Origin of the sequence: Enterococcus sp. DIV0712 (assembly GCF_050554855.1) — a bacterium.
Classification (GTDB): domain Bacteria; phylum Bacillota; class Bacilli; order Lactobacillales; family Enterococcaceae; genus Enterococcus; species Enterococcus faecalis.
In genome coordinates, this window is sequence record NZ_CP187333.1 from 2,124,783 (window position 1) to 2,137,363 (window position 12,581).

12 protein-coding genes are annotated in these 12,581 nt (G+C 37.4%); all 12 read right to left on the reverse strand.

Annotated elements, in window-relative coordinates; translation table 11 throughout:
• Positions 1-5: 5 nt before the first annotated feature.
• The gene (gene rnr, locus IGL42_RS10155; protein WP_002356549.1) at positions 6-2,375 is read right to left on the reverse strand and encodes a ribonuclease R; all 2,370 of its coding nucleotides are present in this window, start codon (positions 2,373-2,375) and stop codon (positions 6-8) included.
• Positions 2,375-3,148 carry an alpha/beta hydrolase gene (locus IGL42_RS10160; RefSeq protein WP_002384145.1) on the reverse strand — a complete coding sequence of 258 codons (774 nt, stop codon included), beginning with the start codon at positions 3,146-3,148 and terminating at the stop codon, positions 2,375-2,377. The genes rnr and IGL42_RS10160 overlap by 1 nt, the downstream gene beginning before the upstream one ends.
• A 145-nt stretch (positions 3,149-3,293) precedes the next feature.
• On the reverse strand, positions 3,294-3,530 hold the full coding sequence (secG, locus tag IGL42_RS10165; protein WP_002356546.1) for a preprotein translocase subunit SecG: 237 nt from the start codon (positions 3,528-3,530) through the stop codon (positions 3,294-3,296).
• Positions 3,531-3,697: 167 nt separating this feature from the next.
• Entirely contained in the window at positions 3,698-3,973 is a 276-nt protein-coding gene (locus IGL42_RS10170) for a GNAT family N-acetyltransferase (protein ID WP_002356545.1), read from the reverse strand.
• Positions 3,963-4,247: a (4Fe-4S)-binding protein gene (locus IGL42_RS10175; RefSeq protein WP_010710643.1), complete on the reverse strand. Its 285-nt coding sequence runs from the start codon at positions 4,245-4,247 to the stop codon at positions 3,963-3,965. Before IGL42_RS10175 ends, IGL42_RS10170 begins: the two co-directional genes overlap by 11 nt.
• Before the next feature lie 91 nt (positions 4,248-4,338).
• Entirely contained in the window at positions 4,339-6,168 is a 1,830-nt protein-coding gene (locus tag IGL42_RS10180; RefSeq protein ID WP_025189876.1) for a heavy metal translocating P-type ATPase, read from the reverse strand.
• A gap of 167 nt (positions 6,169-6,335) precedes the next feature.
• Positions 6,336-7,163: an ammonia-dependent NAD(+) synthetase gene (nadE, locus tag IGL42_RS10185; protein ID WP_002356540.1), complete on the reverse strand. Its 828-nt coding sequence runs from the start codon at positions 7,161-7,163 to the stop codon at positions 6,336-6,338.
• 2 nt (positions 7,164-7,165) lie between these two features.
• Positions 7,166-8,650, reverse strand: coding sequence for a nicotinate phosphoribosyltransferase (locus tag IGL42_RS10190; protein WP_002362267.1), 1,485 nt, complete (start codon positions 8,648-8,650; stop codon positions 7,166-7,168).
• 77 nt (positions 8,651-8,727) lie between these two features.
• Positions 8,728-9,138: a GtrA family protein gene (locus IGL42_RS10195; protein WP_002356537.1), complete on the reverse strand. Its 411-nt coding sequence runs from the start codon at positions 9,136-9,138 to the stop codon at positions 8,728-8,730.
• Positions 9,139-9,356: 218 nt separating this feature from the next.
• Positions 9,357-10,904, reverse strand: a complete 1,548-nt coding sequence (locus IGL42_RS10200) for a glucosaminidase domain-containing protein (RefSeq protein ID WP_010710645.1) — start codon at positions 10,902-10,904, stop codon at positions 9,357-9,359.
• A 16-nt stretch (positions 10,905-10,920) separates the two neighbouring features.
• Positions 10,921-11,631: a hypothetical protein gene (locus IGL42_RS10205; protein WP_010710646.1), complete on the reverse strand. Its 711-nt coding sequence runs from the start codon at positions 11,629-11,631 to the stop codon at positions 10,921-10,923.
• Between the two features lie 23 nt (positions 11,632-11,654).
• The gene (locus IGL42_RS10210) at positions 11,655-12,374 is read right to left on the reverse strand and encodes a response regulator transcription factor (RefSeq protein ID WP_002356534.1); all 720 of its coding nucleotides are present in this window, start codon (positions 12,372-12,374) and stop codon (positions 11,655-11,657) included.
• Positions 12,375-12,581: the final 207 nt, after the last annotated feature.

Consider the following 12,581-nt stretch of genomic DNA (forward strand, 5'->3'; position numbering starts at 1 on the left):
CTCCTCTACTTCTTCTTTTTCCCTTTTTTATTTTTTTGTTTCATTGCTTCTTTATAAAAAGGTTGTTTTTTGCCTTTGCCTTTTTTCTTATTTTTCTTTTTCTTACCATCAAATGATTCATCTTTTTTATTTCTTCGTTGATTATTTGAACGAGTTGAAGAATTGGCTTTACCTTTTTTACGTCCTTTTGGTCCTTCGACTGGTGCGACTTCCTCAGCTGAAATCAATTCAAAATCAACTTCTCTTGTTTCTGGATCAGCTTTTTCAACACGGATTTGAACTTTCTGACCAATTTTCAAAGTCATTCCCGTCCGTTCACCAACTAACGCCATATGATTTTCAATAAAATGGAAATAATCTTGTTTTAAGTTGTTCACGTGAATTAAGCCTTCTATTGTATTAGGCAGTTCCACAAAGATACCAAATTTTGTGACTGAGCTGATGATCCCGTCATACGTTTCTCCCACTTTATCTACCATAAATTCGGCTTTCTTCATGGCGTCCACTTCACGCTCTGCATCAACTGCGCGACGTTCCATACTTGAACTATGATTGGCAATTTCTGGTAATGCTTCGTTCCATTTTTCTTGATTTTTTTCAGATTGATCTTGGCTATAGCTGCGAATCAAACGATGCACAATTAAATCTGGATAACGACGTATTGGTGAAGTAAAATGCGTATAATATTCAGCAGCCAACCCATAGTGTCCGTAGTTGTCTTCTGAGTATTTCGCTTGTTGCATACTTCTTAGCAACATTGTATTGATAACCACTTCTTCCGGCTTATTTTCAACTTGCTCTAAAACTTTTTGTAAATCTTTCGGTGAAATGTTTTCTTTTGTTCCTTTAACAAGAATGCCAAGTACTGCAGCAAAATCAAAGAAACGTTGCATTTTTTCTTCTTTTGGTTGTTCATGAATCCGATAAATAAATGGCAGTTTTAAGTCATGATAATGACGTGCCACAGTTTCATTCGCTGCCAACATAAAGGATTCAATTAATCGTTCACCCACGCCACGCGTGCGTAAAAGAATATCTTGGGGATGACCATTTTCATCAACTAGGACTTTGGCTTCACGATCTTCAAAAGAAATCGCACCACGGCGCATACGCATCTCTTCTAATATATGGTGCAGCTCGCCCATCTCTTTAAACATGGGAACTAGCTCTTTGTAGCGTTCTAACGTTTCAGGTTTTTGCTCTTCTAAAATTTCATTGACTGCTGTATAGGTCATTCGCTCCGTTGTTTGGATTACACTTTGGAAAATTTCATGCGAAATAACTTCTCCTTCTGGTGTAATTTCCATCTCACAACTCATGGTTAAACGTGGAACATGTGGGTTTAGCGAACAAATCCCATTTGATAATCGCTGCGGAATCATTGGCACAACTCGGTCAGTCAAATAGACACTTGTGCCACGTTCATACGCTTCCATATCCAATTGGCTTCCTTCAGTTACATAATAAGAAACATCTGCAATATGCACCCCTAAAAAGAAATTGCCATTTGCTAACTTTTGTACCGTTACTGCATCATCTAAATCTTTCGCATCTTCTCCATCAATCGTCACAATCAACTGATCACGTAAATCCCGACGACCGACTAAATCGCTTTCTGCAATAGTTTCTGGTACTTGGTCCGCTTCAGCCAAAACTTCATCAGGAAATGCTGTGGGAATTCCATGAGCCACCACGATTGATAAAATATCCATTCCTGGATCATTTTTATGACCAATCACTTGTTTGACTAGTCCTTCCATACTTGTCGGATATTCTTGATCTGGATAATAGGTAATTTCAGCAATGACAATACTACCATCTACTGGCTTAATCCCTTCAGGTGCAATTGATACAGTATACTGATTCAATTTCTTATCTTTGGGAATCATGTAGCCATACAGTCCCATTTCTGCCATTTCTTCTTCACTATATGCCACAAATTCTCCGACAACTTGGCTCACTGCTCGCTCTTTAATTTCTTTGACTTTACCTTCTGCGCCGCGATCTGAAAAAGGATCCGCATGTTGGATCACGTCGATTAAAACCGTGTCCCCATCCATTGCAAAGTTCGTTGCCTCTTTAGGAATGTAAACATCTGGTTCTTCAGGATCGATGGTCACGAAACCAAAGCCTCGTTCATTTGCACGAAACGTTCCTTCTATTAATAAGTCTTTCATTGGTAACAGGACTTTGCCTTTTTTGTTGAAACTAACTGACTTTTCTCGTTCCATTTGTGCAATGGTTTGCACTAAAATTTTAAAATCTGAACTTTTTTCTAAATTCAAGCCTTGTGCAATTTCTTCCATTGAAAAGCTTTTCTTTTTTTGGCTTTCCATGAAATGTAAAATTTGCTCTTTAATTGTTTGTTTTGTCATTATTTCTCCTCATTCCAAGGTAGTGTTGCTAAAAATTGCACCACATCTTGCTCTAATTGTTTATGTTCTCCACTCACCGTAATGACATGTCCGCTGTTTGGGTACCATTGTAAGGTCACACGTGCTTGTGTTAGCGCTTGGGCCGTTTGATAGACGCCCATTGGCTCAATCATTTCATCTTTGCCAGCTTGCGCTAAGAAAAGAGGTGCATGGATTTTGTTTAGTTTGTCAGCCGTCTGACTAGCAATCGTTTCAATCGCTCCTAATTGTTGTTTGACTCGTTGCTCAATCGATTGCAACCGGCTTTGTTGTTCCTCTGCAGGAACTTCTGCGATTTTCATCACATTTTCTGCGTATAATACGAAATTTTCTGGGACTTTATTTTCGACAGGGTAGATAGGTGAACAGAAAAATCCACCACCAATTAATCCTGTTAATTGTTCCGTTAATGCATGCATACTGAAAATCCCGCCCATTGATAAACCAAAAATGGCAATTTCTTGGTAGCCTCTTTCTCTCAAAAAAGCGACTGCTTCTTGTGTATCTTGCCACCATTGTTCCGTTGTTTGATCTAAAATATCTTCAGGAACTAGCGTGCCATGTCCTGAAAAATTAGGCGAATAGACAGTATAATTTTCTTTTTCTAAACGTCTGCTTAACATCCGTACATCATTACTGCTGCCAGAATAAGCGTGTAATAAAAGGACCGCCCGTTTTCCTTTTTCTGAAAATAACGGCTTCGGTAAATTGATTTTTTTTGCCACTTCGCTCACCTCAGCTTCATTCTATCATATTCTCAAAAGAAAACCTTCCGAAATGATAAGTTTCAAAGACTTTTTCAGAAAGAAAAAGAACAGAAAAATAAGTGTCCGCACTCATCTCTCTGTTCTAAACTTGTCATTTTAAAAGATTACGTACTTATTTTGAAGATAAGAACGCCAAAACAAATAATAAAATCATCCAAATTGCGCCAAGAACTGCTGTTGAGCGTTGCATAACAGCTTCAAAACCGCGCGCTTTTTGCTTCCCAAATAATTTATCTGCACCGCCAGTGAAGGCACTTGCTGCACTGTTTTGTTTGCTTGGTTGCATCATAACAGTAATGACGATTAAAACAGATAAAATGATGACCAACGTTAAGATTAGATTATACATGCGTTAATTCTCCTTTTTATACAAATATGCGAAATTCATCTACTTTAATGTAGCATATTTTATCTGTAAACACCAGTGAAATTTAATGTCTTTCCCTATTTGTCTCTAATAGCAACAGCCGCAAGTAGGAATCAGATTTCTACTTGCGGCTGTTGCTAGTTTCTTCTTTATTTTCTCAATACGTCTCCGTATTCAGGTTTAGTATCAAATTCTTTTTTGGCAAATGGACATAGCGGAATAATTTTTTTATGCTCTTTTCTCGCTTTTTCAACACCGGCTAAAACAAGTTTTTCAGCTAATTTTTGTCCACGATAAGTTGGATCAACAAACGTATGATCAATAATCATCATGCTTTCGCCAGCATCTGACCAAGTCATTTCACCAATTTCTTGGTTTTCATCGTTATATAGAGCAAAACGATTGTTTTCTTCTTTAATTTGCATATTCGTTCCCTGCTTTCCGAATATATTTTAGAGCACCACTTGGACATGAATCTACCACAATCATGTCATTTTCAACACTTCCGTTATCTGGAATAATCCATGGTTTCCGACCAACTTCAAAGACTTCTGGATTTCCGCGAACACAATTACCAATATGTTCACAAATATCTTTATTATAAAAGATATCAATTCCTTTCCCAGTATATTTACGGTAGCCTTCTTTTAATAGTTGTTCTTCCGTGACTGGTTGCCCATCTATTTGGTTTCCTTTCATTGCACAATCTCTCCCCTGTAACTTATTAATATTAAAAACGTACCTTTATTTTACCACTAAGCTGGACATTCAGGCAATTAATTGTTCCACCTTACTTGCCAATTCGACGAGCACGCAAAGCAGATAAGATTGACACAGTGTCCACGACTTCTTGTAGCATAGCCCCGATTAGCGCCGGAATGATCCCGGTACTAGCAATTAGCATTAGTAAAACGCAGATAAAAATTCCGATTAATACAGATTGTTTGGCAATTTTCATGGTATCTTGGGCAATTTCGACCGCTTGGCTGACTTTACTTAAGTCATCTTTTAAAATAACAACATCAGCAGTTTCACTAGCCGCAGTAGCTCCATGAGCGCCCATAGCAATACCTACGTCTGCAGCAGCAAGCGAAGGTGCATCATTTACACCATCTCCTACCATGATGACTGGATGATTTTCTTTAGGCAATTCTTTTAGAATAGTTAATTTATCTTGTGGTAAACATTCCCCATGTACTTCGGTAATTCCTACTTCTGCAGCAATCGTTTCTGCGACGGATTCTTGATCCCCCGTCAGCATTAAAATTCGTTGAAGATGTAATTGGTGTAATTTTTCCATAGTCTCTTTTGCTTCTGGGCGTACAGTGTCTGTAAAAGTAATTCGGCCTAAATATGTGCCATTACGTGAAATATGAATAGTCGTTTTATCAATTTTTTCAGTTGCTTGAGACTCTTGTGTCACAAAATTCTTTTTACCTACCCGTATCTCAGCACCATCCACAAATGCCTTCACGCCAGCACCAGAAACTTCCGCTAGATCTGTAATATTTTTTAATGGGACATCTTGCTTTCTGGCATAAGCAACAATTGATCTAGCTAAAATATGACTTGATTCTTGTTCCACGCTTGCTGCCAATCCCACTAATTCAGCAGCAGTTATTCCAGCATTGATTGGTTGGACTTGATCAACAGAAAGTTGTCCTTGCGTAATCGTGCCTGTTTTATCAAACGCAATCGTTTTTGCAGAAGCTAATTTTTCGACCATCGTTCCCGATTTAATAACGACCCCATGACGACTTGAACGACCCATCCCTGCCACTAAAGCAATTGGGGCAGATAGAATTAAAGGACACGGCGAAGCAACCACTAAGACTTCCGCAAAGCGTGTCGGACTTTTCGAAACAAACCAAGCAACACCTGCAATTAAGTAGGCAACTAGTGTAAAAGGTACCGCATAGCGGTCTGCTAAACGTACAAAATGAGCTGGACGTGCCGCAGATTCTTTCACTAAGTTCACAATTGTTTGATATTGACTGTCGGCTACAGTTTTTTCAGCAACCATTTTCAAAGAGCCATCACCATTCACGGAACCCGACATTAATTCATCACCAGGATTTTTTTCAATTGGTTTTGATTCTCCTGTTAATGAAGATTCATCGACTGTTGATGTCCCGGTTTTTACCAAGCCATCAACTGGAACTAGTTCCCCTGGTTTTACTACTAATTCATCGCCAACATTGATTTCCTCAACAGAAACATCTTCTAAATTTTCGCCATTCAAGCGATGAGCTTTTTGTGGCGAGTTATCCAATAATGACTTCAGCTCTTGGTTAGCTTTTCCAGCGGCATAGTCTTCTAATGAATCACCACCAGTCAACATAATTAAAATCATCAAACTGGCCCAGTATTCTCCCACAGCTAAGGTTGCAACGATAGCGGTAATCGCTAAAATATCGACACCATATTTTCCTTCACGTAAGGTTTGAATCATTTCCCAGAACATCATTAACGCCATTACAGAACCTGTTATTAAAATAATGCCATACGCCCAATTCGGCTGATGTAAAATAAATTCAAATAATAATGCCAAAACTCCTGTTATAATTGTAATCCCCAATTTTGTTACATGCTTCATCTCTTTTTCTCTCCCATCATTCACTTTACATTATTGAGCGTACCTTTTCTGTTTTGAAAAAGAAAGTGAAAACGCCTAAATGAAAACGACTTTCATTATCATAGGATAGTTGCTGTAGCAACGTTTACTTTCTGAAAAGTAGTTATGTAAAAAAACACAGACCATCGTTCATTCGCCGATGGTCTGTGTTTTTATTTCCAAAAATCATCAAAAATTGTAATGGGTAAATGCCGTTTGTGTTGTCCTTTTTTATACCAGTTTTCAATTGTTTGTTGATCTGTTTCCGAGACTTTTTTGCCTTCCAAATAGTCATCAATGGCATCATACGTGACACCTAAGGCAACTTCATCTGCAACTAACGGTTTGTCATCTTCTAGATCAGCTGTTGGTATTTTTAGATACAAAGCTTCTGGTGCCCCAAGTTCTTTCAGCAAAGCTTTTCCTTGGCGCTTATTTAAACGAAATAACGGTAAAATATCCGCTCCGCCATCGCCATATTTGGTGAAGAAAGCTGTCACATTTTCGGCTGCGTGGTCTGTGCCAATTACTGCGCCAGCATTTTCGCCAGCTACTGCATATTGTGTAATCATACGTTGACGTGCTTTCATGTTCCCTTTATTAAAATCGCTAATTTGAACGCCAGCGTTTTCTAGCGAACCAACCATTGCATCCACTGCTGGTTTAATATCCACTCGTAAAGAAACATCTGGCTGGATAAAGGCTAGCGCGGCTTGTGCATCAGCTTCATCTGCTTGCTCACCGTATGGAAGGCGAATCGCAATAAATTGATACGACATATCTCCTGTTTCTTCGCGCATTTCAGTCATCGCTAATTGTGCTAAGCGCCCAGCTAATGTTGAATCTTGTCCGCCACTAATTCCCAAGACAAAGGTTTTTAAAAAAGGATGTTTAGTTAAATAAGCTTTCAGAAAATCAATACTTTTACGAACTTCTTCTTTTGGATCAATTGTCGGTAAAACACCTAACTCTTGAATGATTTTTTCTTGAAGTGTTGTCATTTCTAGGCCTCCTTATTCACCGTTTCCGTTAAATATTTAACGTCTTTACGCACTTTTTCCAATAAATTCATTTTGTGGTTCCAACAATCTGTTGAAAGGTCCACTGGATATTTCTGCGGATTCAAGTCCCGCTTGTATTCTTCCCAAAGTGAATCTAAATTTTCTTTTGCATATTGTTTAATTTCATCTAAAGTTGGTAATTCATACACACGTTTTCCTTCAACGAAAATATCTTGGAGTACTGGCCGTGCTTCAAAATCACGGACATACTTATTAATAAAGGTATGAACGGGATGGAACATATAAATTTCTTCTTCTTGGCGAGGATCTTCGTTCCAAAGTGTCACATAGTCCCCTTCTGACTTTTTATCAGATTTACGTGTAATGCGCCAGACTTGTTTTTTCCCTGGTGTTGTCACTTTTTCAGCATTGCTAGATAGTTTAATGGTATCTTTCATTTGACCATCTTCACCTTCAATTGAAACTAATTTAAACACCGCTCCTAAAGCCGGTTGATCATAGGCCGTAATCAGCTTGGTACCCACGCCCCATACATCAATTTTTGATTTTTGCATTTTTAGATTCAAAATCGTATTTTCATCTAAATCGTTCGATGCATAAATTTTTGCTTCAGTAAAGCCTGCTTCGTCCAGTTGTTCACGAACTCGTTTAGAAATATAAGCCATATCGCCACTATCAATCCGCACGCCTAGGAAATTAATTTTATCACCCATTTCTCGAGCTACTCGAATTGCGCTTGGCACTCCCGCTTTCAAAGTATCATACGTATCAACAAGGAAAACGCAATCCCGATGTGTTTTGGCATACGCCATGAATGCTTCATAATCATTTCCATACGACTGAACCAATGAATGGGCATGAGTCCCACTAACCGGAATACCAAAAATTTTACCAGCACGAACATTACTTGTCGCGTCCGCCCCACCAATATAGGCGGCTCTTGTGCCCCAAATGGCAGCATCTAATTCTTGTGCCCGGCGTGTTCCAAATTCCAATAAAGGATCATCGCCTATCACGGATTTAATTCGAGCCGCTTTTGTCGCAATTAATGTTTGGAAATTCACCATATTTAGCAAGGCAGTTTCTACCAATTGACATTGTGCCAAAGGACCTTCAATTTGAATTAACGGTTCGTTATTAAAAACCAAATCCCCTTCTAAAGCAGAGCGTACAGTACATTTAAATTCAAAATTTGCTAAATACGTCAAGAAATCTTCTGGATATTCTTCAACTTCTCGGAGATATGCAATATCAGATTCTGTAAACGTTAAATTTTCGAGATAATTGACTAAACGTTCTAAACCTGCAAAAATTGCGTAGCCATGATTAAAGGGCATCTCTCTAAAGTAACATTCAAAAACAGCATGTAAATCTGCTCTCCCTAATTCCCAGTATGTTTGCATCATATTGATTTGATACATATCTGTATGCAATGTCAAACTATCATCTGCATATGTATAGTCCATCGTTTTCTACCTCTATTCTTTGTATTAAAAACTTGTTTATATTATAACAAAAAAATTTTTTTTAGCCTAAAATCTGCTTAGACCTCTTTTTCTTTAAAAATGAAAAATTTACTGAAGAAATAATTTAAAATCACTACTACAACTTGTGTAATCATTTTCGCCCAAAACGATGAAAAATGAATGCCATCAATTAGGAGAATCATTAAACCCATATCAGCCACAAAAGATAAAATTCGGTACCAATAAAATAAGCCCATTTCTTTAAAAAAACCAGCTATGCTTTCATGCTTACTTGCGAATACCCAATATTTATTCGTGAAAAAGGCAAATAGAACAGATAAAAACCAACTAATTGTGTTACTTATCTTGTAATCCAGCCCTAACACATTTTGACAAACAAAAAACACAACTAAGTTGACGACAGTCGTTGCACCACCAAAAAATAAATAAGCCAGTACTTCTCGGTATTTACGAAATAATTCTTTCAATTTTCACGCATCCTTTCAACTAATCATTTTATCAAACTTCGACAAGAAAACCTATCTATTTTGTGTAAAGACACAATTCTCTTGCTAATTTTACTATTTATTAAGTATTTATGAAAAACATAGTAAGAGTAGAGGGTAAGTTCATTCATGGATGAACTTACCCTCTACTCTTACTCTAATAATATATTGACTCCATCGACCGATAAGTTAAATCAGCATTAGTCCTTTAGCTTAGGAAGTGCTATCGTTTGTCCTTCGGTTAATACAGAATACGTTAAGTCATTTGCCTGCTTGAGGGCGGTTAAGGAATAGCCCGTTTTTTTTGCAATTTTTGCGAGTGTCTCTCCTCTTTTTACTTCATAATACTCAGTAGACTCTGTTTTTGAGTCATTCGCTTTACCATTTGATTGCTCTGCTGTTTTCAAAGCATTAGTCACCGATTTACTGATTATTAGTGATTGAAGTAACGCTTGTTCTTTCGGTTCTAGAGAAGTCGCCGCTGTATGCTGAGGAATCGTGATCTTTTGGCCAATATAAAACATTTCTTGAGTCTTTGAATTTTGCTTTAAAATGGCTGTTGCTGACACACCAAACGTCTGGCTAATGGTGGCGAGAGAATCTCCTTTGCTTACTTCGTAGACGACTGCTTCTTTTTTTAGCTGTTCTTTGACTGCTTCCTTATCAAACGAAGGTTTCTTTTCTTCTGCCAAATTAGTCACTACTGGTTTCTTCTTTTCTTGATCGTATTCAGTTAATTGATAGGTTTCAATCAACGCGTTTAATTTTTTATCGTAATATGTATCCGTTGCATAACGACCTGTTAAAAATTTTGTTGCCTGCTGATAATTCGTCGTGTTTGCTTTCAAAACGCCGTGATAAAACGTTGGATTACCCGCCAGCCCATTGATGATTAATTTACTATAGTCTGTTAATGACTCTTTATAGGAAGGATACTGACGAAAATCGGCATGAATGGTGGTCATCTTCCCTTTACCATCATCTTCTTGTGTGGGAAAGCTGACACTTTGACCTTGATAAGCGCCTTTAATGCCAAACAAATTATAATTAGGCGGCGCTGCTAACGCACTATTGCCCGAGCCACTTTCTAAAATAGCTTGAGCTATCATGACAGAAGCGTATAGATCATGTTGCTGACCAATAACTCGTGCTTCTTCACCGATTTTTCTAATAAACTCAGAAGTAGAAGCATTCTCTTGGACAACAAAATTTGCCTCGGCTTGTTGTTGAATTCCTGCTTGCTTTTCCTTTTCTTGACTATTGTCTACCTCTGAATGTACCAACGGCTCTTTGGTCTTTTCAGTTAATGTAGAATTTTGTGGTTCCTGATTATGAGGTAACTTCTCAGTGAGCGCTTTACGCTCTTCAGATACTGGTTGCTCATTTTGTAACGATTCGGTTGGTTTAGTACTAGCAATTGTCTTTTCTTGTGGCGGTAAACTATTTTCAGATTCTGAAGGTTCCACATTATTTTCTGGATGGTCACTGCTGTCATTTTGTGTTGAGCTTTCTTGTTGTTCAAACGAACTTATTATTGTTTCGTTCAGCGTTGAAGAAGTAAGGGTTCCTTGATCTTGATTGGCTTGGTCCGCTCTTTTTTCTTCCAGCGATAGCTGTCGACTTTCGTCCCTCGTTTCGGTCTCTTCTTGAGCGATTAATGGTTCCGAATTGTAGTAACTGGCGCCCGCATAAATCCCTAAAATTCCAATACATACCAACTTCAAATATCTTGCCTTTCTTTTTTTCATCGCATTTCTCCTTCATTTACCTCTTTATTTCTGCTAATAATTGCTCTATCTGTTGGTACGTTCCTGTTGATTCATTCTTGATTGTCAGCATTTGTTCACAATAAGCTTGGTACTCTCTTGCCACTTGCTTCATGCGTGTTAAAGTTGCTAAACGTTGTTCCATCTCTTCATGAACTGTTGCAACTTGTTGGTTAGCTTGGGCAATTGTTTCTTTTGCTTGACGTTTGGCTTCTAATAACACTTCGCCAATTTCTTTTTGAGAAAGCGTAACGGCTGTGTCTAAATTCTCTTCACTGGTCTGTCTCTGTTGCATCTTTTCTTCAGACAATTGTTTCTGTAAAGAAGTGATAGTTGCTTCTTTATCACTTAACGTTTCTTTAACATCTTTAAGTTGAACATCTTTTTCGACTACTTGTTTTTGTAATGCTTCCACTTCATTGGTTTGCATTAATAATTGCTCCGTTAGCTTTTTAATGGATTGCTGATATAGTTGATTTTCTTCTTCTAGTTTTTCAACAAAAGAAAATGACTCTTCTGACAGTTCAGTCGGCACTTGTTGCTGGACCTGCTTAACTTTTGCAGCTTGCTCTTTTGCATAAACAACCTCGTCATCAAAGCTTGCTTCCTCTGTTACCTTTGGTTGTGCTTTCATCGATTGTTCATTTTCAAAATCCGGCATCTTCTCATACTCCTCATCTTCATTGTTTTTAGTCAAAAATTGCCACATTTGTTTCTCCTCCTTCGTACCTTTTACACCGTTAACATATAGCCTTTTGAGCGAATTGTTTTGATATATTGTGGTTTGTTCACATCTTGTTCAATTTTTTTACGCAAATGGAAAATCACATTAGCGACACGATATTTTCGTTCATTCGCAGTATCTTTCCAGACATTTTTGTAGAGTTCTTCATATGTAATTGTTTGTCCTGCGTGTTTGTATAAATACTCTATTGTGAAAAATTCCAATTTTGTTAAAAGAATTTCTTCTCCACTTCCCAAGCAAACACTCAAATTTGGCGCAATTAAATACAATCTCTCAGAAAGATTCTTAGTAACTGTTTGTTCCTCGTTTGCAATAGCTAATTTAGGATAAAAACGTCTTTTTACACGTTGCAATAAATTACTCATGCTTAACATGCATTCTTGACGATCATAAGAATGATCAAAAACGCCATCTGCACCTAATTGTAAATAAATAATTCGATTGACTTTACTAATTACTTCTGTCCGAGAAAATAACCAAATTGGTAAATCTGACTGCTTGCGAATCGTCATTAATAACTCACAACAAGTATTTACTTGCTGGTGGTCAGTAACTTCAATCACTAATCCATCAATATGGTGCAAATGAAGAAGTATATTTGTTCCTTGGATGATCTGACATTCTACTTGATTACTAACAAACCAATTTTGACAGTATTCTTTTGTTTCAATTGTCAAAGGAACGACACCAATTGTATATTTTTCCATTTTCCCACCTCAATCTTCCTAATATTCCCCTTCAAAATATAATAATTTTTATTTATATTCTATTAATAAATAAAAATTACCAACTACTAGTTTTCAAAAAATGATTGTTATTACTAAATTTTATCGAATAAAAACAAGGCTGTCTAGCTAAAACGAAGCCTTTAAATTATCATCTTTTTTGTTAATTGAGTAAATATTTGAGAAAAC

Excerpts from the sequence above, each read along its gene's own strand:
- rnr (WP_002356549.1), bottom strand. The coding sequence starts at position 2,375 with ATGACAAAACAAACAATTAAAGAGCAAATTTTACATTTCATGGAAAGC.
- secG (WP_002356546.1), bottom strand. The coding sequence starts at position 3,530 with ATGTATAATCTAATCTTAACGTTGGTCATCATTTTATCTGTTTTAATC.
- IGL42_RS10170 (WP_002356545.1), bottom strand. The coding sequence starts at position 3,973 with ATGCAAATTAAAGAAGAAAACAATCGTTTTGCTCTATATAACGATGAA.
- IGL42_RS10175 (WP_010710643.1), bottom strand. The coding sequence starts at position 4,247 with ATGAAAGGAAACCAAATAGATGGGCAACCAGTCACGGAAGAACAACTA.
- nadE (WP_002356540.1), bottom strand. The coding sequence starts at position 7,163 with ATGACAACACTTCAAGAAAAAATCATTCAAGAGTTAGGTGTTTTACCG.
- IGL42_RS10190 (WP_002362267.1), bottom strand. The coding sequence starts at position 8,650 with ATGGACTATACATATGCAGATGATAGTTTGACATTGCATACAGATATG.
- IGL42_RS10200 (WP_010710645.1), bottom strand. The coding sequence starts at position 10,904 with ATGAAAAAAAGAAAGGCAAGATATTTGAAGTTGGTATGTATTGGAATT.
- IGL42_RS10205 (WP_010710646.1), bottom strand. The coding sequence starts at position 11,631 with ATGTGGCAATTTTTGACTAAAAACAATGAAGATGAGGAGTATGAGAAG.
- IGL42_RS10210 (WP_002356534.1), bottom strand. The coding sequence starts at position 12,374 with ATGGAAAAATATACAATTGGTGTCGTTCCTTTGACAATTGAAACAAAA.